At 67.9% G+C, this 20268-nt stretch carries 16 protein-coding genes; 10 read left to right on the top strand and 6 right to left on the bottom strand.

Annotated features, from left to right (window positions below):
* Positions 1 to 43 precede the first annotated feature (43 nt).
* Genes WI697_RS22720 through WI697_RS22700 form a run of 5 tightly spaced genes read left to right on the top strand, consistent with a single transcriptional unit; the run spans position 44 to position 4389 of the window.
* On the top strand, positions 44 to 856 hold the full coding sequence (locus tag WI697_RS22720) for a substrate-binding periplasmic protein (RefSeq protein ID WP_345960020.1): 813 nt from the start codon (positions 44 to 46) through the stop codon (positions 854 to 856).
* A 34-nt stretch (positions 857 to 890) separates the two neighbouring features.
* Entirely contained in the window at positions 891 to 2555 is a 1665-nt protein-coding gene (locus tag WI697_RS22715) for a PP2C family protein-serine/threonine phosphatase (protein ID WP_345960019.1), read from the top strand.
* Between the two features lie 47 nt (positions 2556 to 2602).
* A complete protein-coding gene (locus WI697_RS22710) occupies positions 2603 to 3145 on the top strand; it encodes a SiaB family protein kinase (RefSeq protein WP_014747719.1) in 543 nt (180 codons plus the stop codon).
* Positions 3142 to 3552: a DUF1987 domain-containing protein gene (locus WI697_RS22705; protein WP_062766278.1), complete on the top strand. Its 411-nt coding sequence runs from the start codon at positions 3142 to 3144 to the stop codon at positions 3550 to 3552. The genes WI697_RS22710 and WI697_RS22705 overlap by 4 nt, the downstream gene beginning before the upstream one ends.
* Positions 3553 to 3567: 15 nt before the next feature.
* Positions 3568 to 4389, top strand: coding sequence for a GGDEF domain-containing protein (locus WI697_RS22700; RefSeq protein ID WP_062766281.1), 822 nt, complete (start codon positions 3568 to 3570; stop codon positions 4387 to 4389).
* 76 nt (positions 4390 to 4465) lie between these two features.
* Here WI697_RS22700 and WI697_RS22695 read toward each other — a convergent pair whose 3' ends face one another.
* The 3 genes from WI697_RS22695 to WI697_RS22685 all read right to left on the bottom strand — a co-directional run bounded on the left by WI697_RS22695 (position 4466) and on the right by WI697_RS22685 (position 7647).
* Entirely contained in the window at positions 4466 to 5356 is an 891-nt protein-coding gene (locus tag WI697_RS22695) for a LysR family transcriptional regulator (protein WP_014747716.1), read from the bottom strand.
* A 160-nt stretch (positions 5357 to 5516) separates the two neighbouring features.
* On the bottom strand, positions 5517 to 6488 hold the full coding sequence (trxB, locus tag WI697_RS22690) for a thioredoxin-disulfide reductase (protein WP_296720856.1): 972 nt from the start codon (positions 6486 to 6488) through the stop codon (positions 5517 to 5519).
* Between the two features lie 97 nt (positions 6489 to 6585).
* Positions 6586 to 7647, bottom strand: coding sequence for a mitochondrial fission ELM1 family protein (locus tag WI697_RS22685; protein ID WP_345960018.1), 1062 nt, complete (start codon positions 7645 to 7647; stop codon positions 6586 to 6588).
* Positions 7648 to 7954: 307 nt separating this feature from the next.
* Here WI697_RS22685 and WI697_RS22680 point away from each other — a divergent pair, with 307 nt between their 5' ends.
* Both WI697_RS22680 and WI697_RS22675 read left to right on the top strand, forming a co-directional pair.
* On the top strand, positions 7955 to 8461 hold the full coding sequence (locus WI697_RS22680) for an Lrp/AsnC family transcriptional regulator (RefSeq protein ID WP_014747713.1): 507 nt from the start codon (positions 7955 to 7957) through the stop codon (positions 8459 to 8461).
* A gap of 145 nt (positions 8462 to 8606) precedes the next feature.
* Positions 8607 to 9665, top strand: a complete 1059-nt coding sequence (locus WI697_RS22675) for an AbrB family transcriptional regulator (protein WP_345960017.1) — start codon at positions 8607 to 8609, stop codon at positions 9663 to 9665.
* An 87-nt stretch (positions 9666 to 9752) separates the two neighbouring features.
* Here the strand turns inward: WI697_RS22675 and greA are convergent, their stop codons facing one another.
* The 3 genes from greA to carA form a co-directional block, all read right to left on the bottom strand.
* On the bottom strand, positions 9753 to 10226 hold the full coding sequence (greA, locus tag WI697_RS22670; protein ID WP_296720840.1) for a transcription elongation factor GreA: 474 nt from the start codon (positions 10224 to 10226) through the stop codon (positions 9753 to 9755).
* A gap of 238 nt (positions 10227 to 10464) precedes the next feature.
* Positions 10465 to 13710, bottom strand: coding sequence for a carbamoyl-phosphate synthase large subunit (gene carB / locus WI697_RS22665; RefSeq protein WP_345960016.1), 3246 nt, complete (start codon positions 13708 to 13710; stop codon positions 10465 to 10467).
* Positions 13703 to 14875 carry a glutamine-hydrolyzing carbamoyl-phosphate synthase small subunit gene (gene carA / locus WI697_RS22660; RefSeq protein WP_014747708.1) on the bottom strand — a complete coding sequence of 391 codons (1173 nt, stop codon included), beginning with the start codon at positions 14873 to 14875 and terminating at the stop codon, positions 13703 to 13705. The genes carB and carA overlap by 8 nt, the downstream gene beginning before the upstream one ends.
* A 533-nt stretch (positions 14876 to 15408) precedes the next feature.
* Here carA and WI697_RS22655 point away from each other — a divergent pair.
* The 3 genes from WI697_RS22655 (at position 15409) to rpoD (ending at position 20036) form a co-directional block, all read left to right on the top strand.
* Complete coding sequence (locus tag WI697_RS22655) at positions 15409 to 15876, top strand: GatB/YqeY domain-containing protein (protein WP_062762165.1); 468 nt, start codon at positions 15409 to 15411, stop codon at positions 15874 to 15876.
* A gap of 10 nt (positions 15877 to 15886) precedes the next feature.
* On the top strand, positions 15887 to 17779 hold the full coding sequence (dnaG, locus tag WI697_RS22650) for a DNA primase (RefSeq protein WP_345960015.1): 1893 nt from the start codon (positions 15887 to 15889) through the stop codon (positions 17777 to 17779).
* A gap of 166 nt (positions 17780 to 17945) precedes the next feature.
* Positions 17946 to 20036 carry an RNA polymerase sigma factor RpoD gene (gene rpoD / locus WI697_RS22645; protein WP_062762162.1) on the top strand — a complete coding sequence of 697 codons (2091 nt, stop codon included), beginning with the start codon at positions 17946 to 17948 and terminating at the stop codon, positions 20034 to 20036.
* Positions 20037 to 20268: the final 232 nt, after the last annotated feature.

The following is a 20268-nucleotide window of genomic DNA, read 5'->3' as shown; positions in this document are numbered from 1 at the left end:
CACCGATTGCCTTTAGGAACGGGATTGCGGGGGGTCAACTGCGTTGCATCGGCTGATGATGATGCTGGCGGCAGCCGTGATCACCGTGGCCGGCGTCCTGGCTCAGGCGGCAATGGCAGCGGGGGCGGAGCCGAAGATCGTCAGGGTCGGCGGCTATCAGTTCGCGCCCTATGTCTCGTTCGGCGAGGGCGGAACGGGGCCGCAGGGGCTGACGGTGGAGCTGATCGCCCTGCTGAACCAGATCCAGGACACGTGGCGCTTCGAGCTGGTGCCGACCACGCCGCTCAGGCGCTATGACGATTTCGCCCGCGGCCGTTTCGACGTGATGTTCTTCGAAATGGCCGGCTGGGGCTGGAGCCGGCGGGACATTCCGCTCGACGTCTCCGACACGATCGCGACCGATCGCGAGGTGTTCATCGCCCAGCTTTACGCCGGGCGCGACAAATCCTGGTTCGCCGGCGTCAAGGCGACGAAAATCGCCGCCATCCTGGGCTATCACTACGCCTTCGCGGATTTCGCCGGCGACCCCGACGAGATGCGCCGCCGCTTCGACCTGGTGCTGGTGAACGACAATGCCGCGGTCATCGAACTGGTGCTGCTGGGACGGGTGGAGGCGGGGGTGGTGACGCAATCCTTCCTCAGCCGCTATCTTGCCGATCGGCCCAATGATCTGGCGCGGTTGCTGGTGTCGGATCAGGTCGATCAGCTTTACGATCTGCGGGTGCTGACCCGGCCGGGGCTGGATCCGGATGCCGCCGCGATCCGGGGGCTTCTGGCCCGGCTGGACCGTGCCGGCCGGCTGGCGCCGCTCTGGCACGCCTATGGGCTGGACCCGGCGACGTTCAGGGAAGACTGATGGGGGAACGGCGGGCAATGCGCCGGAGGCGGGCATGACGGAAAAACGCGAAACGTTGTCCCGGGCGGCAATGGGGCGGGCGGCGGTGGGCCGGCCACAGGCCGCCGGCGCGCCGAAGCGCTCGCTGGCCGCCAAGCTGTTCCGCCGTACCCTGCCGGTGGTGATGCTGATCGTGCTGCTGATCCAGGGCAGCATCGCCTGGATCACCTGGACCGATCAGCGCCGGGCGCTGGAGCGTCGCGCCGGGGTGCTGACCGATCTGACCGCCGCCGCCATCGCCACTCCGCTCTGGTATCTGGACCGCACGGTGTTCGAGCCGCAGGTCGAAGCGCTGGTCAGCGACCGGGGTTTCCGCTACGCCCGGGTGCTGGACGACAATGACGAGATGCTGTTCGAGACCGGCACCCCGCCCGAGCCCGGCAGCGGCGCGATCACCGTTTCGCGCACGATCATAGAGCCGCAGGGGCATATCAAGGTCGGCACGCTGGAGGTGGCCTTCGCCACCGGGGAGCTGAACCGGATTGCGATCCTGCAGGTGGCGACGGCGGCCTTCGCCGTGCTGCTGCTGACCGGCGCCCTGTCGATCACGGTGCAGTTCGCCATGCGCCGGCTGGTCGTGCAGCCGCTGGGGCGGATGCTGCGGGCGATGCGCCAGGTGGAACACAAGAGCTGGACCACGCTGGACGAGCCGACCGACGACGAGCTGGGCCAGGCGGCCGCCGCCTTCAACCGGATGGTGGCGGGGCTGCGCGCCGGCGACGATGCCCGCCGCCTGCTGGAGGCGCTGCAGGATGCCCAGGCGGCGCTGGTCGAGAAGAATGTCGAGCTGGAAACCGCAAACCGCCAGGTGATGGAGAGCATCCGCTATGCCCGCCGGATCCAGGAGGGCATCCTGCCCGACCCTGCGGTGCTGGCGCCGGCAATGGCCGATATCGCCCTGCTCTGGGAGCCGCTGGATGTGGTGGGCGGCGATTATTGCTGGATGGAACGCCGCGACGGCAAATGCCTGATCCTGCTGGCGGATTGCACCGGTCACGGCGTGCCGGGCGCCTTCATGACCCTGGTGGTCGCCTCGGAGCTGAAGGCGATCCTGGACGTGGCAAGCATGCCGGCACCCGATCTGATCCTGGCGGAGCTGGACTGGCGGCTGCGGGCGCGGCTGCGCCAGGACCGGCCGGATCCGGGCGGGCATGATGCCTCGGATGACGGGGTCGATGCCGCGGTCTGCCTCTATGACGAGGCGGCCGGGACGGTTGCCTTCGCCGGCGCCGGGCTGTCGCTGACCGTGGTCGGCCCCGACGGCGTCTCGTCGATCACCGGGGTGCGTCGCAGCCTGGGCTACCGGACCCTGCCGCCGCCTGGGCGCATTCCGGTCCATCTTCATCAGGTCCGGCCGGGGGAGAGCTTCCATCTGTGGACCGACGGCGTGACCGACCATGTCGGCGGGCCGTCGCGGCGGCTGTTCGGCCGGCGCCGGATGGCGGCCCTGCTGGCGAGCCATGCCGATCTGCCGCTGGCGGACCGGCTGCGGGCGCTGACGGCGGCGCTCGACGACTGGCGCGGGGCCGAGGCCCGGCGCGACGACATGACCCTGGTGGCCTTCCGGCCGCGCCTGCCCGGGCCTCTGGCCGATGGCAGCACGACCGCAGGCCACCCGACCCCAACTCCAACCCCGACCCCAACCCCCGACGAACCGTAACGCGCCGACGTCGCATGCGATGCGGCATATGTCCGAGGAGCCGAGAGGTGCTGGCCCGAGACCTTTACGATTTCCGCACCCAGATACAGGCCAACAAGCTGATGCTGATCTATAGCGGCATCATGTCCGAAGGCATTCTGTTCTCATTGGGGGAAGCGCTGCGCCGCAAGCTGGAGCAGGACGCCACCGACCGCAATCTGACCCGCCGGGTGTTCTCGGTTTTCGTCGAGCAGGTCCAGAACATCATCCGCTATTCCGATGATGCCCATGGCCCCGACGACGATGCCGCACGCTCGGGCATCGTGACGGTGGGCAAGGAAGACGGCCGGTTCTTCGTGATCTGCGCCAATGTGATCGACGCGGCGCGGGCACCGCGCCTGCGCCAGCGGCTGGCCGAGATCGCGGCCCTGTCGCCCGATGAACTGAAGGCGCTCTACCGCCAGAAGCTGAAAGAAGACCCCGATGTCGACAGCAAGGGCGCGACGCTCGGGCTGATCGAGATCGCCCGTCGTGCCAGTGCCCCCATCGAGTATGATTTCTTCGAAATCGACGCTCAGACCACCTTCTATGGCCTCAAGGTGTTCATATGACCGCTTCCGACTCCCCCCTCGCCATCGAGATCGCTGCCACCGACCGGTCGCCGGCGGTGCGTTTCGATCCGGTCGCCGGCCGGTTCTCGATGGCGGGCGAGTCCTACCCTGAGGACGCCGCCGCCTTCTACGGGCCGATCCTGTATGCGCTGCGCAGTTTCCTGGCCGAAGACGGACCCAGCGTCACGGTGGACATCTCGCTGATCTACTTCAACTCATCGAGTGCGAAAGCTTTGATGAACATTTTCCAGATGTTGGAAGAATCGGCGGCAGATGGACGCACGGTCACTGTGAACTGGCACTTTGCTCCGGATGATGAGACGATGGAGGAATTCGGGGAGGATTTCGCATCCGACCTGGAGCACATCGACTTCGTCATGTGCGCGGACGGAGATGGTGGCGACTGATCGGGATGACGTGAGATGACCAGGCCCAAGGTGACCAGGGTGAAGACCCTGCCCGAGCCGGCGACGACGGGGGATTTCTCGCTCTTCGACCAGGAAGAGGCGATGATCGCCCAGAGCGAGGAGATGCTCCGCAAGCTGGAGGAAGTCTCCGATGGCGTGCGGACGCTGATGCGCGCCTATCGCCAGGGCTATCGGGAACAGCGCCGCCTGGTCCGTCTTTCGGATCGCATGCAGGAAGAACTGCGCCGGCTGAACCAGCGGCTGGAAGCCGAGGTCCGCACGCGTGAGGCCCTGGCCCACCGGCTGGAAGCGCTGGCTGCGGTCGACGAGTTGACCGGCGCCGCCACCCGCCGCCATTTCATGGATGTGGCGGCCCATCTTGCCGACCAGTGGCGCCATGAGGGGCGCTCCTCGGGCGTGATCATGGCCGATCTGGACCGTTTCAAGACGATCAACGACCGCTTCGGCCATGCGGCCGGCGACGAGGCCCTGCGCCTGTTCGTGGGCCGGATGTCCGAAACGCTGCGCGAGGATGATCTGGTCGGCCGGCTGGGCGGCGAAGAATTCGCCGTGCTGCTGCCGGGGATCGGCGCGGCAGAGCTTGACGAGGTGGCGGAGCGCCTGCGGGCCACGACCGCCGCCATCCGCATGCCCTGGAAGGGCGACGAGATCCGGCTGACCGCCAGCTTCGGCCTGGCCCGCTTCTCGGCCCCCGGCGACGACATCGACCGGGTGCTTTCCAGGGCCGACAAGGCGCTTTACGCCGCCAAGCGCTCGGGCCGCAACCGCGTCGCAACCAATGACGATTCAACGGAAGAGGCGGCAGAGGACCTCTGACCCCCTGCCGCCCCTCGGTCTGCCTTGCGGCCCGGTCGTCACCCGTCGGCGGGAAGCTCGTCGACGTCGTGGCCCGTCAGCGCAGGCTCTGTTCGATCTCGCGGATCAGGAAGTCGCGGAAGACGGCGATGCGCTTCGAATGGCGCAGCTCTTCGTGATAGACGAAGTAGACCTCGGATTGCGGACCTTCCAGCTCGGGCAGGACCTGCACCACATTGCCGTTCTCGCGCACCATGTAATCGGGGATCGAGGCGACGCCGAGGCCGCTCTCCACCGCGCGCATGATGCCGTAGATGTTGTTCACCTTCAGGATCGGCCGCCGGGCCTTGCCGGGGGTGGCGCCCGCATCCAGGATCCAGTTGGCGTTGGAGATGGGGGCGGCCGTGTCCTCGCCGAAGACGATCAGCTTGTGGTCGTCCAGCTCCGCCGGGGTCTTGGGCATGCCCTGGCGGTTGACGTAATCGGGCGAGGCATAGATGCCGTGCCGGATGGTCATCAGCTTGCGTTTGACCAGATCCGGCTGGCGGGGCGGCGACATGCGGATGGCGATGTCGGCCTCGCGCATGCCCAGATCCAGCTCGCTGTCGTCCAGCAGCAGGGTGATGGTGACGTCCGGATGCAGGCTGAGGAAGCCGTGGATCCTGGGCGTCAGCCAGACCGAGCCGAAGGCGACCGTGGTCGTCACCTTCAGCGGTCCCTTCGGCCGTTCGCGGCTTTCGGTCAGCATGGCCTCGGCCATGGACAGTTTCGCGAAGACGTCGCGGGCGGTGTTGCGCAGCAGCTCACCCTGTTCGGTGAGGATCAGGCCGCGGGCGTGGCGGTGGAACAGGGGAACGCCCAGGCTCTCCTCCAGCGCACTGATCTGTCGGCTGATCGCCGACTGGCTGAGGTTCAGCAACTCGCTTGCATGCGTGAAGCTGCCGGCCTCGGCGACGGTGTGGAAGATCTTGACCCGGTCCCAGTCCATGTCAGGCTCGCGCGGCTCCGCTGATGCTGCCGGGTGGCGACGTCTGGCTCCCTGCCGTCACCCGGTCCGCTGCTGGTGTTTCGACGATCTTACGGCGCGATGCGCCGGTCTTCAAAGGTCCTGAGCGCGGCCGCGCCGTTTTCGGTGCGGCCGCATGTGCTCATTCCGCGACGGCATCGGCCGGTGCATGGGTGGTTCCGGCCAGGAAACGCTCGGCTTCCAGCGCCGCCATGCAGCCGGTTCCGGCGGCGGTGACGGCCTGCCGGAACACCTTGTCCTGCACGTCGCCGGCCGCGAACACGCCCGGAATGCTGGTGCGGGTGCTGTCGGGACGGGTGATCAGATAGCCTTCCTCGTCCAGCTCCAGCTGGCCCTGGAACAGGGCGGTGGCGGGGGCATGGCCGATCGCGATGAACACGCCGTCGACAGTGAGGTCCCGCAGGCTGCCGTCGGCGGTGTCCTTCAGCCGCACGCCGGTCACCCCGCGGGGCTCGCCGCCGGCCAGATAGCCGTCGACCACGGCATTCCAGATCATCTCGATCTTCGGGTTGGCGAACAGCCGCTCCTGCAGCATCTTCTCGGCCCGGAGCGCATCGCGCCGGTGGATCAGATAGACCTTGTCGGCATGATTGGTGAGGTAGAGCGCCTCTTCGACCGCGGTGTTGCCGCCGCCGACCACGGCGACCGTGCGGTTGCGGTAGAAGAACCCGTCGCAGGTCGCACAGGCCGACAGCCCGAAGCCCTTCAGGAGTTCCTCGTCGGGCAGGCCCAGCCATTTCGCCTGGGCGCCGGTGGAGATGATCACCGCATCGGCGACATAGCGGTCGCCGCTGTCGCCGGTGGCGACGAAGGGGCGGGTCTTCAGGTCGATATCGGTGATGATGTCGTGATGGAAGCGGGTGCCGACATGTTCGGCCTGCTTCTGCATCTGCTCCATCAGCCAGGGACCCTGGATCACGTCGGGGAAGCCCGGGAAATTCTCGACATCGGTGGTGATCGTCATCTGGCCGCCCGGCTGAAGCCCATGGACCAGGATCGGCTCCAGCATGGCGCGCGAGGCATAGATCGCGGCGGTCAGGCCGGCGGGACCGGATCCCAGAATGAGGACCTTGGTGCGATGGGTGGCACTCATGACGTGGCGGCCTTTCCAGAGCAGGACATGTGACGGGCGGCGGACGGCCTGAACCCTGACCCCCGCTACCCGGCGGCAGCAGGGAGGGGCGGGGAAGCTAGCGGGAAACGGCCGGATTTGCCAGCACCAACCGCCGGATCTGCGCCGCCACCGCCTGGGCATCGTCCAGCGGCGGGTAGCGCCAGGCAATCTCACCCCGGGCGACGAAGTCGGCATCGAGCGGGCGGGCCGCACCCAGGGCGTAGAGCGCCCGGTGCAGCCGTGCCTCTTTCGATGCCTCCCCCGTTATGGGCAGGATCGCGACCGGCCGGCCGGTGCTGGCGGCTTCCGAGGCCATCGACATGCTGTCGCCGGTGACCACGATCAGATCCGCCACACCCAGTATGCCGAAATAGGGATTGTCGCCGCCCATTGCCACATCATGGAGCCAGAAAGCGCCCGGCCGTGTGGCCTGGAACACGTCGCTCAGCGCCGCTGTCACCTCGGCGCCACTGCGGCGGCTGTTGGTCGCCAGGATCCGGGCATCGTGGCGGGCGGCCAGATCGGCGACCAGCCGGGCCAGATGGCGGGCATCTTCGGGGCCGAAGGGCATGCGCTTGGTGGTGCCGCCGACCAGCAGGCCGATCCGCGGCGCTGTGCCCGCCCCCATGCCGGCGGCGGCGAAGCGGGGCTCCCAGCTGCCGGCCGCCTCGGCAAGGCGGGCAGGGGTGACGCGGTTGGGCGCGCCCAGGGTCACCAGCAGCCGCGGGTGGCGGTCGCTTTCGCGGGCGATGCGGTCATGGGCCGGCACGGCGATCAGGTCCAGCCCGCGGCTGGGCTCGCCCGGCCACATGATCTGGACGGCGATCATCTGCGGGAAGCGCCGCTTCAGCCGGCGGAGCGCCGGCGTCGCCCGGCGCCCGGCCGCGATGGCGATGTCGGGCGCCGCCACGGCGTCGAGGGCCGCAGCGGCGGATGTGGAAAGACCGAGCGTCGTGGTGCCGCGGATCAGATTGGGCAGGCGGACCAGCCGGGTATAGGACAGCCGGATCTCGGTGATCGGCCAGCCCAGCGCCTCGGCGACGCCGAGGGCTTGCGCATTGTTACCGGCGCGGTCGTCGGTCAGCACGCAGACGTGTGGCTGCGGCTGCGGCTGTCCCGTGTTGCGCGGATCGGTCATGGCTGCCTGCGGTATGACATTACGGAAGGTCGGTCCTGAAAGATCGTTTCGTGCTTGAGAGCCCTTCCGGCGGACTATAAAGTCCGCGGCGCCGGAACGGAACCGCTTCGCCTCGGGTGCTGAGGGGCAACCCCCGGCCGCGGTTCGCCTGAAACCGGCACCAGATGAAGACCATCGAATGGCCCATGGGTCGCGACAGAACCGCAAACTGCCGCTATGGGCCCGGGTAATATTGCTATAGACTGCCCAGCGATCACGTTCGCCCGCACGCACGGGCCCGTGACGGGGGAAGGGAGTCAGCGACACTATGGCGCGGGTAAAACTCGACACCATCGACCGGAAGATCCTTGCCGATCTCCAGTCCGACGGCCGCATCACCAATGTGGAACTCGCCCGTCGGGCGGGCATCTCGGCACCGCCCTGCCTGCGGCGCGTCCGGGCCCTCGAAGAGGCGGGCTTCGTGCGCGGGTATCGCGCGGAACTCGATCCTGAACATCTCGGCTTCTCGGTCACCGTCTTCGCCCGGGTCGGGCTGGAGAGCCAGGCCGATCTCGACCTCAAGAAGTTCGAGGCGCTGGTCCAGAGCTGGCCCGAGGTCCGCGAGTGCTACATGCTGGCGGGTGAGACCGATTTCCTGCTGAAGATCGTCGCCAAGGACTGGGACGCCTATCAGCGGTTTCTGACCACCCGGCTGACCGCGGCGCCGCCGGTGCGCCACGTCCGCACCTCGCTCACCATCCGGACCTCGAAGTATGAGCCGGGGGTGCCGATCGAGCTGCTGGAGGCCGAAGAGCCCACCGGCGAGGACGACTGATCCCGAGCCGTGCGGAAACCGCAGACCCCTGGGGGCGGGGGTGGTGGTTGTGCCGCGGGGCCGATCATGGTTCGGTGCAAAACGATCCGAACGGCCGCTTTCGGGTGAAAGCGGCCGTTTTCGTTTGCGGAAGAACCCCGATCCGATGTCGTTGCCGACCCTTCCCCTCTGGCTGCGCTGGCTGCTGCTGCCGATCGTTTCGGTGCCGCTGACGGCGGGGTTGATCTGGATCCAGCTGCCGGCGGCGCTGCTGCTGGGACCGATGGTCTCAGGCATTCTGCTGGCGCTGGGCGGGGTCGGGCTGAAGATGCCGCGGATCACCTTCCTGATGGCCCAGTCGGTGCTGGGCTGCATGATCGCAGGCTCGGTGCGGCCCGAGATTCTGGTGACGGTGGCCGAAGACTGGCCGATCTTCCTTGGGATCGTGCTCTCCACCATCCTGCTCAGCGGCGCGCTCGGCTGGGTGATCGCGCGCAACCATATCCTGCCGGGCACGACCGGCGTCTGGGGCACCTCGGCCGGTGCCGCTTCGGCGATGGTGGTGATGGCCGAAGCCTTCGGCGCCGATGCCCGGCTCGTCGCCTTCATGCAGTATACCCGCGTGCTGTTCGTGGCCTTTGCCGCCGCCCTGCTTGCGCATTTCCTGCTGGCGGGGGAGGCGGGGGCGGCGGCCCCGATCGTCTGGTTCCCGCCGATCCAGCCGCTCGCCTTCGCCGAGACGCTGGCACTCGCCGCGGCCGGCGTGGCGGCCGGCCGGCTGATCCCGGTGCCGGCGGCAGGCCTGATGCTGCCGATGATCGGCGGCGCCGTGCTCAGCGCCACCGGCCTCATGACCATTCAGCTGCCGCAATGGCTGCTGGCGGCCAGCTACGCCGTGCTGGCCTGGAGCGTGGGCCTGGGCTTCACCCGGGCGGTGCTGATGCATGCGCTGAAGGCGCTGCCCACCATCCTGGTCTCGATCGCGGTGCTGATCGGCTTCTGCGCGGGCCTTGCCTGGGTGCTGACGCAGCTGACCGGCATCGACCTTCTGTCGGCCTATCTGGCCACCAGCCCCGGCGGGCTGGATACGGTCGCGATCATCGCCGCCTCCAGCCGCGGCGTCGATATCGGCTTCGTCATGGCCCTGCAGACCATGCGCTTCTTCCTGGTCGTCCTGCTCGGCCCCCCGCTCGCCCGCTTCGTGGCGCGGCAGGTGCGGGAGTGACGGGCGAGGCGAGCCGCTGAAAGGAAAGGGGCCGGCCCTTCCGCTCGGGAGGGCCGGCCCTTCATGTCTGCGGCGGGGTTGCCGGCTTCAGCTGAAGCTCACCGCCAGAATCTCGTAGGAGCGGCGGCCCTTGGGGGTCGCGACCTCGACGGTTTCGCCCACCGCCTTGTTGATCAGCGCCCGCGCCATCGGCGAGGTGACGGAGATGCGGCCGATCTTGAGGTCGGCCTCGTCCACGCCGACGATCTTGTAGCTCGTCTCTTCCTCGGTCTCTTCGTCGACGACGGTGACCGTCGCGCCGAACTTGACCCGGTCGCCCGACAGCTTGGTGGGGTCGATCACCTCCGAGCGGGACAGCTTGTCCTCCAGCTCGGCGATGCGGCCCTCGATGAAGCTCTGGCGCTCTCGCGCCGCGTGGTACTCGGCGTTCTCCGACAGATCGCCATGCGCCCGGGCTTCGGCGATCGCGTTGATCACCTCGGGACGGGCCACCGTCTTCAGATGCTTGAGTTCGGCGGTCAGTCGGTCGAAGCCTTCCAACGTCATGGGAACTTTTTCCATGGGTATGACGCTTTCCACGTTGGTCGTCGAACGGTCAGGCGATCGTCGGAGGGAATGCCGTTCCGCGGTTGACAGGAATTCATGCCGCAGCAGTTCAGCGCGCGGCGGCCGGGCTTTCCGGCAGCCGAACGTCGGTTGTGCACGAGATCGCTGTGCACCTGCAGCACGACAACAGGAACACATGCGGGGCCGATTTTCATCGGCCCCGCATGTCGATCAGCCGTTTTCTGCGGCCTTCTCAGGCAGAATAGGATTGCAGGGACCGGACTTCAAGCGTGCCGGCCCGGATGGCCGCGATCGCCTGAACGGTCGCCCGGCAGCCGGCGACGGTGGTGAAATAGGGCACCTTGTTCATCAGGGTTTCGCGGCGCAGCGAGTAGCTGTCCGAAATCGCCTGAGACCCGGCGGTGGTGTTGAACACCATGTCGATCCGGCGGTCCTTGATCTGGTCGATGATGTTCGGCCGGCCCTCATGGGCCTTCTTGACCAGTTCGACCTGGATGCCCGCATCGGCCAGCACCCTGGCGGTGCCGCGGGTGGCGACGATCTCGAAGCCCTGGGCCTTCAGGCCGCGGGCGATCTCTACCATCGCGTCCTTGTCGTCGTCGCGCACCGAGACGAAGACCCGGCCCGAGGTCGGCAGGCGCACGCCCGCCGCCAGCTGCGCCTTGGCGAAGCTGCGGCCGAAATCGGTGTCCAGGCCCATGACCTCGCCGGTCGACTTCATCTCGGGCCCGAGCAGGATGTCGACGCCGGGGAAGCGGGCGAACGGGAAGACCGCTTCCTTGACCGCGATATGGTCGACCTTGCGCTCGGCCAGATCGAAGGCCCCCAGCTTCTCGCCCGCCATGATCCGGGCGGCGATCTTGGCGATCGGCCGGCCGACCGCCTTGGCGACGAAGGGCACGGTGCGGCTGGCGCGCGGGTTGACCTCCAGGATGTAGATCTCCCGGTCCTTGACCGCGAACTGCACGTTCATGAGCCCGACCACGCCGAGCTTCAGGGCCAGCGCCTCGGTCTGCCGGCGGATCTCGGCGATGATTTCGTCATCGAGAGAATAGGGCGGCAGGGTGCAGGCGCTGTCGCCCGAATGGACGCCGGCCTCTTCGATATGCTCCATGATGCCCGCGACCACCACGGTCTCGCCGTCGCAGAGCGCGTCGACATCCACCTCGATGGCATCGGTCAGGAAGCGGTCGAGCAGCACCGGCTTGTTGCCGAACTCGCGCACCGCCCGGCGCATATACGAGGACAGCCCGCCCAGATCGTGGACGATCTCCATCGCCCGGCCGCCCAGCACATAGGACGGGCGCGCGACCAGCGGGAAGCCGATGCGCTGGGCGATGGCCAGCGCCTCTTCCTCGCTGTGGCAGGTGTCGTTGGCCGGCTGCTTCAGATCCAGGTCGTTCAGCAGCTTCTGGAAGCGGCGACGGTCCTCGGCCAGGTCGATCGCATCCGGCGAGGTGCCGAGGATCGGCACCTGGGCCTTCTCCAGCGGCTCGGCCAGCTTCAGCGGGGTCTGGCCGCCATACTGGACGATCACGCCCTTGAGCGTGCCGCGCGAGGTTTCCACCCGCACCAGCTCCAGCACGTCCTCGACCGTCAGCGGCTCGAAATAAAGCCGGTCAGAGGTGTCGTAGTCGGTGGAGACCGTCTCGGGGTTGCAGTTGACCATGATGGTCTCGTAGCCCGCTTCCGAGAGGGCATAGGCCGCATGGACACAGCAATAGTCGAACTCGATGCCCTGGCCGATCCGGTTCGGACCGCCGCCGAGCACGATGATCTTGGTGCGATCCGAGGGCTGCGCCTCGCATTCGACGATGCCGTCGAAGCCGGGCAGCTCGTAGGTCGAATACATGTAGGGGGTGCGCGCCTCGAATTCGGCGGCGCAGGTGTCGACCCGCTTGAACACCGGGTGCACGCCGGCCTTCCAGCGCCGGGCCCGGACGATCTCTTCGTCGAGACCGGCGAGCTTCGCCAGCCGCGCATCCGAGAAGCCCAGCGACTTCAGCCGCCGCCAGCCGGCCGCATCCGCCGGCAGCCCGTCCTCGATCACCTGCTTCTCGGCCGCGACCAGCCCGGCCAGACGCTCGATGAACCAGGGATCGTAATCCGAGGCCTCGTGGATCTCTTCCGGGGTCAGCCCGGCGCGGAGCGCCTGGGCGATGACCAGCAGACGATCCGGGGTCGGCAGGGCCAGCGCCGAGCGGAGCGCATCGACCTCGCTGGTGCCGGCGCCGCCTGCGACCTCGATCTCGTCGAGGCCGGTCAGGCCCGTCTCCATCGAGCGGAGCGCCTTCTGCAGCGATTCCTCGAAGCAGCGGCCCATGGCCATGACCTCGCCCACCGCCTTCATCGAGGTGGACAGCGTGCGCGCGGTGCCCGGGAACTTCTCGAAGGCGAAGCGCGGGATCTTGGTCACGACATAGTCGATGGTCGGCTCGAACGAGGCCGGCGTGACGCCGGTGATGTCGTTCTGAACCTCGTCGAGCGTGTAGCCGACGGCGAGCTTGGCCGCGACCTTGGCGATCGGGAAGCCGGTCGCCTTCGAGGCGAGCGCCGACGAGCGCGACACGCGCGGGTTCATCTCGATCACGACCATGCGGCCGGTCTCGGGGTCGATCGCGAACTGCACGTTCGACCCGCCGGTGTCGACGCCGATCTCGCGGAGAACCGCGAGCGAGGCGTCACGCATGATCTGGTATTCCTTGTCGGTGAGCGTGAGTGCCGGGGCGACGGTGATGCTGTCGCCGGTGTGCACGCCCATCGGATCGATGTTCTCGATCGAGCAGACGATGATGCAGTTGTCCGCGCGGTCGCGGACCACCTCCATCTCGTATTCCTTCCAGCCGAGCACCGATTCCTCGACCAGCACCTCGTTCACCGGCGAGGCATCGAGGCCGCTGGCCACGATCTCTTCGAATTCCTGCCGGTTATAGGCGATGCCGCCGCCGGTGCCGCCCAGCGTATAGGAGGGGCGGATGATCGTCGGCAGGCCGACGAATTCCATCGCCTCGCGGGCGGATTCCATGTTGCGGACCACGCGGCTGCGCGGGCTGGACAGACCGATGCGGTCCATCGCCTCGCGGAACAGCTGGCGGTCTTCGGCCTTCTCGATCGCCGCCTCGTTGGCGCCGATCAGCTCGACGCCGAACTTCTTCAGCGTGCCGTCGCGCGACAGCGCGAGCGCAGTGTTGAGCGCGGTCTGGCCACCCATGGTCGGCAGCAGGGCGTCGGGGCGCTCGGCCTCGATCACCTTGGCGACCAGTTCGGGCGTGATCGGCTCGACATAGGTCGCATCCGCCAGGCCCGGATCGGTCATGATCGTGGCCGGGTTGGAGTTGACCAGGATGATCCGATAGCCCTCTTCGCGCAGCGCCTTGCAGGCCTGGGTGCCCGAATAGTCGAATTCGCAGGCCTGACCGATGACGATGGGGCCTGCGCCGATCACCAGGATCGACTTGATATCGGTACGCTTAGGCATCGGTCTTGGTCTTCTCGATGAGGCGCGCGAAACGGTCGAAGAGGTAGTGGCTGTCCTTCGGTCCCGGCGAGGCTTCGGGGTGGTACTGCACCGCAAAGACCGGGCGATCGGTCAGGCGGAAGCCCTCCAGCGTGTCGTCGAACAGCGAGACATGGGTCACTTCGGCATTGGCCGGCAGCGACGAGGCGACGACGCGGAAGCCATGGTTCTGCGAGGTGATTTCAACCTTGCCCGTGGTCAGGTCCTTGACCGGCTGGTTGGCGCCGCGATGGCCGCGGTCCATCTTTTCGGTCGAGGCGCCGACCGCCAGCGCCAGCAGCTGATGGCCCAGGCAGATGCCGAAGGTCGGCTTGCCGGTCTCGATCAGCCGGCGGATCTGGGGCACGGCATATTCGCCGGTCGCCGCCGGATCGCCGGGGCCGTTGGACAGGAAGATGCCGTCGGGCTCGTGCGCCAGGATCTCGTCCGCGGTTGCGGTCGCGGGCACCACCACCACCTCGGCACCGGTACCGGCCAGGCAGCGCAGGATGTTGCGCTTGGCGCCGTAATCGACCGCGACCACCTTGAAGCGCGGGCTTTCCTGCCGGCCGAAGCCCTGGCCCAATTCCCACGGGGTCTCGTCCCAGGCATAGGTCTGGGCGCAGGTCACCGTGATCGCGAGATCGAGACCTTCCAGGCTGGGGGCGGCCTTCGCCTGCGCCTTCAGCGCGTCCAGATCCGCCGAGCCGGCCTCGCCATGCCAGATCACCGCATTCTGCGGACCCTTGTCGCGCAGCAGGCGGGTGACGCGGCGGGTGTCGACGCCGGCGATGCCGATCAGCCCGTGGGCCGCCGTCCAGTCCTGCAGGCGGCGGGTGGAGCGGAAATTCGACGGCTCGGTCGGCAGCGCCTTCAGGACGAAACCGCGCGCCGCCGGCGTCGTGGTTTCCAGGTCCTCGTCATTGGTGCCGACATTGCCGATATGCGGGAAGGTGAAGGTGATGATCTGACCGGCATAAGAGGGATCGGTCAGGATCTCCTGATAGCCGGTGATCGAGGTGTTGAAGCACAGCTCGCCCTCGGCGATGCCTCGTGCGCCGACGCCCAGGCCCCAGAAGACCGTGCCGTCGGCCAGAACGAGGGCGGCCGTAGCCGCCAGGGCGGGCGAGTTCGACGCCTCTTGCATGATAGCGAGCCCCCAGGATGATGCGACGCGGCCGCCCGGGAAGCCCCAAGGCGGCCGATGATAGCGAATGCGTGGTCCATCCGGGGACGCTGGCCCGGCTCGCGGACCCGGCCGGCCGGCGTCCCGGCCGCGGGACTGCGGCACAAGGCGGGGCGTCGGAGGGGGTCACGGGCGCAACCTGTAAACGACCTGGCAGGCAGGCAAGGCGGTTGCGGCAGCGAAGAGGGCGCGTGCGTAGACGCCCGGCGGGTGGGCGCCGGATCGACCGGACGGACCATACGCAAACCCCTCCCCCCGGTCAAGCCGCGGGCTCCGCTGATTTCGCAAGGGGGGCGTCCGCGTGCCGGCCATTGAAACCCGGGGGGCTGACACGCAATATGAAAGCTTGTCACATCGTCCGTGCCCCCGTTAACTGCCCCGCACCGCCACGATGCCGCCGTCTCTGTCATGATCTGCGGCATCCGGGGCCGGGTTCCCGGCGGCCGCGGCGCGACGGGGTCGCCGGTTTCCGTCTTTTCGAGGGATCGACTTCCATGCTTCGTGAGCGCCTCAAGGACGCGCTTGCCCAGGCCGAACAGCAGGGCGACAGCGAAGAGCTGGCCGTGCTTCGCCTGATCCGGACGGCGATCAAGGACCGTGACGCGGCCGCCCATGTGAGGGGGCGGGATGCGATCGACGATGCCGAGATCCACGACATGCTCCGCACCATGCTGCGTCAGCGCGACGAGAGCATCGGCGCGTATGAGCAGTCGGGCCGCATCGAACTGGTCGAGCAGGAGCAGCTGGAGCAGCGGGTGATCCGCCGCTTCCTGCCGCCGCAGATGTCGGAGGACGAGATCGAGGCGGCGGTGCGCGCCACGATCGCCGCCTGCTGCGCCAAGGGGCTGAAGGATCTGGGGCGCACGGTCGATGCCCTGAAATCCGCCTACGGGCCCGAAATGGACCTGGGCTGCGCCAGCTCTGCGGCCAAGCGCCTGCTGCGCAACTGCCAGCCCGGCTGACCCGCACCCCATGGCGCTGCCCCCCGGCTTCATCGAGGAACTGCGTGCCCGCATCCGCCTGTCGGACGTGGTCGGCCGCCGGGTCAAGCTGATCCGCCGCGGCCGCGAGCACACCGGCCTTTGCCCGTTCCACAACGAGAAGACGCCGAGTTTCACGGTCAGCGACGACAAGGGCTTCTATTACTGCTTCGGCTGCGGCGCCAAGGGCGACGCCATCGATTTCGAGATGAAGCTCGGCGGGTTCGACTTCCGCGAGACCGTGGAGCGGCTGGCGGGGGAGGTGGGGCTGACCGTCCCCGCCGAGGATCCGGATGCGAAGCGCAAGGCCGAGCGCCGCGAGGGGCTGGTCGACGTCGTCGAAGAGGCCTGCCGCTGGTTCGAAAGCCGGCTCGGCACCGACGAGGCGGCGCCGGCCCGCGACTATCTGGTCCGCCGCGGCTTCGGGCCCGAGAGCTGGGGCCGGTTCCGCTTCGGCTATGCGCCCGACCGGCGCGACGTGCTGATCCGCACCTTCGAGCAGCGCGGCATCGCGCTGGACCGGCTGGTCGAATCGGGGCTGGCGCGCCGGCGCGAGGACCGCTCCGCCTTCGACTATTTCCGCGGCCGGCTGATCATCCCCATCGCCGACCGGCGTGGCCGGATCATCGCCTTCGGCGGCCGGGTTCTGGGCGATGGCGAGCCCAAATACCTGAACAGCCCCGACACGCCGCTGTTCGAGAAGGGCCGCGTGCTCTATGGCTGGCCGGTCGCCCGAGAGGCCGCGCGCAAGGCCGGCACGGTGCTGGTGGTCGAAGGCTATCTGGACGTGGCCGCCCTGGTTCAGGCCGGCCGGCCCCATGCGGTGGCGCCGCTCGGCACCGCGCTGACCGAACATCAGATCGAAGAGCTGTGGCGCATGGCGCCCGAGCCGGTGCTGTGCCTGGACGGCGACGCCGCCGGCATCCGTGCCGCGCGCCGCGCGGCCGAGCGCGCCCTGCCGCTGCTGAAGCCCGGCCACAGCCTGCGCTTCGTGCGCCTGCCCGGCGGCCATGATCCCGACAGCCTGATCCGGGCCGAAGGGGTGGGGGCGTTCGATCGGGCCGTGGCCGTCCCGCAGCCGATGATCGACCTGCTCTGGCAGGCGGCGCTGGAAGGCCATGCCACCGACACGCCCGAGCGGCTGGCCGCGCTCGAAGCCGATCTGATGGCCCAGGCCGATACGATCCGCGACCCGCTGATCCGCGACCTGTATCGCCGCGACTTCCGCGACCGGGTCTGGCAGCTGCGTCGCGCCAGGCGCGGCGGCGGGCCGGCGGCACCCGGCCGGCCGGGCTTTCAGCGGCCGCAGGGAGAGCGTCGCGGCGGCAAGCCCAGGCCCGGCCAGCTGAACGACGACCCGACGCCCATCGCCGCCCCGGCGCTCGGCCAGGGAAACGAGGGCCAGTCGGCACGGCGCGAAGCGGCGCTTCTGGCGGCGGTTCTTCTTCATCCTCAACTGCTTGAGGTGGCGGAGGACGAGGTGGCGGCCCTGCCGGTCGCCACCCCTGAGCTTGACATCTTGCGGGCTGCGATCGTAGATACGCACGCATCGGAGTCTGGTCTTGACAGTGAAACGCTGCAGGACCATTTGAGACTGCGAGGGTTCTCGGACCTGGTGGACCGGTTGACGGCGGCGGAGAATGCCGGCCGTGTGCCGTTCGCGGGGCCCGGAGCTGCATTCGACAGGGTTCTGGCCGGATGGCGCAATGTGCTGGCTGTACACCGGCATGCGCAGCTGGTCGACGAATTGAAGGCCGCAGAGCAGGAGCTTGTCGAGAGCATGACGGAAGAAGCTTTGCAGCGGTTCGTCGCGCTCAAGAAGCTCGTTGACGACAACGAGCGCGGACTGGCGGCCTTCGATCAGAGCGACGGTTTCGACCTTTGAGGGTCGGGGCGGGTTCGGCGATGACGCGGGGCGTCGTTGCCGCGGTGATGCTGTCATCATCGCGGGAGCGGCGCCTCACGGCCGTTGAAGGACGGGGCATCGACCTCATGGGCAAGCATCGGAATCAAGGCGCAGCGTGCGTTTCTGAGCGGGGGAACGACGAATAATGGCGAAAAAAGCGACCACGGCTGTCGAAGCCGGCGAAGGGCGTGAAGACACGCCGGATGGACCGCTGGTCGATTCGCTCGAGATCACCGTCAAGAAGATGGTGGCCCGCGCCAAGGAGCGCGGCTACATCTCCTATGACGAACTGAACAAGGCGTTGCCCCAGGATCAGCTCTCGTCGGAGCAGATCGAAGACGTGATGGCCATGCTCTCAGAGATGGGCATCAACGTCGTCGAGAACGACGAGGAAGGCGAGGAACTGGGCGAGAACCAGAGCGGCGACGACGAAGAAGAAGAGTTCGGCGGGTCCCACGCGACTTCGGTCGAGGAAGAGGAGCTGGGCCGGACCGACGACCCCGTGCGGATGTATCTGCGCGAGATGGGGTCGATCGAACTGCTGTCCCGCGAGGGCGAGATCCTGCTGGCCAAGCGGATCGAGGCCGGTCGCAACACCATGATCGGCGCGATCTGCGAGAGCCCGCTGACCTTCCGGGCGATCGTGCGCTGGCGCGATGCCCTGGCGGCCGGCGAGGCGATGCTGCGCGACATCATCGACCTCGAGGCCAGCTATGGCGGCGACCAGCCGCCGATGACCGACGAGGAAGCCGAGGCCGAAGCGGCGATGCTGGCGGGTGACCGTCCGGCAGTCGAGCCGGCCAAGCCCGTGGTCAACGGCAATGGTGCGACTGCCGCTCCGGCGGCGGTGGCGGCGCGTCCCGATGGCGAGGCCCGCAAGGCAACCGACGGCGAGGACGACGAGGAAGACGAAACCGCCCGCGCGGCCGACTCCGAAGAGGAGGAGGACGAGGAGGGCGATGGCGCCAGCGTGTCGATCTCGGTGATGGAAGCCGAGTTGACGCCGGTGATCCTCGAATCCTTCGACAAGATCGTCGAGGCCTGGGCGAAGCTTGAAAAGCTCCAGGCCAAGCGGCTCGAGGCGGCGCTGAAGGGCGAGGAGCAGACCACCCAGGCCCGCTCCCGCTTCGAGGCGGCCAAGTCCGACGTGATCGAGATGGTCCGCGGCCTGAACTTCGCCCAGCCGCGCATCGACCTGCTGGTCGAGGAACTCTACCTCCTCAACCGCAGCCTGATGTCGCTGGAAGGCCAGCTGATGCGCCTGGCGGTCGGCTGCCGGGTGAAGCGCGAGGACTTCCTGCGGCTCTATAGCGGCCAGGAACTGGCGCCGAACTGGTTCGAGGTTGTGGGCGCGCAGAACGGCAAGGCCTGGAAGACCTTCCTGGAGCGTCATGGCGAGGAAGCGGCCGATATCCGCGAGGGTATCTCGCGGCTGGCCCGCGAAGTCGGCCTGCCGATCAACGAGTTCAAGCGCATCGTCAGCAACGTTCAGCGCGGCGAGCGCGAGGCGAGCCAGGCCAAGAAGGAGATGGTCGAGGCCAACCTCCGTCTGGTGATCTCGATCGCGAAGAAGTACACCAACCGCGGCCTGCAGTTCCTGGACCTGATCCAGGAGGGCAATATCGGCCTGATGAAGGCGGTCGATAAATTCGAATACCGCCGCGGCTACAAGTTCTCGACCTATGCCACCTGGTGGATCCGGCAGGCGATCACGCGCTCGATCGCCGACCAGGCCCGGACGATCCGCATCCCGGTGCACATGATCGAGACGATCAACAAGCTGGTCCGCACCTCGCGCCAGATGCTCCACGAAATCGGCCGCGAGCCGACGCCGGAAGAGCTGGCCGAGAAGCTGCAGATGCCGCTGGAGAAGGTCCGCAAGGTCCTGAAGATCGCCAAGGAGCCGATCAGCCTCGAAACCCCGATCGGCGACGAGGAAGACAGCCATCTGGGCGACTTCATCGAGGACAAGAATGCGATCCTGCCGGTCGATGCGGCGATCCATTCGAACCTCAAGGAGACCACCACCCGGGTGCTCGCCAGCCTGACGGCGCGCGAGGAGCGGGTGCTGCGCATGCGCTTCGGCATCGGCATGAACACCGACCACACCCTGGAAGAGGTGGGTCAGCAGTTCTCGGTGACCCGCGAACGCATCCGCCAGATCGAGGCGAAGGCGCTGCGCAAGCTCAAGCATCCGAGCCGGTCGCGCAAGCTGCGCAGCTTCCTCGATCACTAGGATCGAACGCCGGCATCGACGATGCGACACGACCGCCGCCGGGCCTTCCGGCGGCGGTCGTGTCATTTCCGCCAGCCTTCTCCCGACGACCGGCCCTGCTTGTGGCGAACCCAGGGGAATCGGGTGAAAGTTTTTTAAGCAGCGATAAGGCTTGCGAGGAAGTCGTCGTCCCAAGCGGCGACCTTGCGTCGGAGGCGTAGGGAGTCCTTTCCCGGTGCTTGTCGCAGCAGGT

This window comes from Tistrella mobilis (assembly GCF_039634785.1).
Lineage (GTDB): Bacteria > Pseudomonadota > Alphaproteobacteria > Tistrellales > Tistrellaceae > Tistrella > Tistrella mobilis.
This window is presented reverse-complemented; position numbering and strand designations above follow the sequence as displayed.

Coding starts and splice junctions, on each gene's coding strand:
- WI697_RS22655 (WP_062762165.1), top strand. CDS start 15,409: ATGCTTCGTGAGCGCCTCAAGGACGCGCTTGCCCAGGCCGAACAGCAG.
- rpoD (WP_062762162.1), top strand. CDS start 17,946: ATGGCGAAAAAAGCGACCACGGCTGTCGAAGCCGGCGAAGGGCGTGAA.
- WI697_RS22680 (WP_014747713.1), top strand. CDS start 7,955: ATGGCGCGGGTAAAACTCGACACCATCGACCGGAAGATCCTTGCCGAT.
- WI697_RS22700 (WP_062766281.1), top strand. CDS start 3,568: ATGACCAGGCCCAAGGTGACCAGGGTGAAGACCCTGCCCGAGCCGGCG.
- WI697_RS22715 (WP_345960019.1), top strand. CDS start 891: ATGACGGAAAAACGCGAAACGTTGTCCCGGGCGGCAATGGGGCGGGCG.
- trxB (WP_296720856.1), bottom strand. CDS start 6,488: ATGAGTGCCACCCATCGCACCAAGGTCCTCATTCTGGGATCCGGTCCC.
- carB (WP_345960016.1), bottom strand. CDS start 13,710: ATGCCTAAGCGTACCGATATCAAGTCGATCCTGGTGATCGGCGCAGGC.
- WI697_RS22675 (WP_345960017.1), top strand. CDS start 8,607: ATGTCGTTGCCGACCCTTCCCCTCTGGCTGCGCTGGCTGCTGCTGCCG.
- WI697_RS22705 (WP_062766278.1), top strand. CDS start 3,142: ATGACCGCTTCCGACTCCCCCCTCGCCATCGAGATCGCTGCCACCGAC.
- carA (WP_014747708.1), bottom strand. CDS start 14,875: ATGCAAGAGGCGTCGAACTCGCCCGCCCTGGCGGCTACGGCCGCCCTC.
- dnaG (WP_345960015.1), top strand. CDS start 15,887: ATGGCGCTGCCCCCCGGCTTCATCGAGGAACTGCGTGCCCGCATCCGC.
- WI697_RS22685 (WP_345960018.1), bottom strand. CDS start 7,647: ATGACCGATCCGCGCAACACGGGACAGCCGCAGCCGCAGCCACACGTC.
- WI697_RS22695 (WP_014747716.1), bottom strand. CDS start 5,356: ATGGACTGGGACCGGGTCAAGATCTTCCACACCGTCGCCGAGGCCGGC.
- greA (WP_296720840.1), bottom strand. CDS start 10,226: ATGGAAAAAGTTCCCATGACGTTGGAAGGCTTCGACCGACTGACCGCC.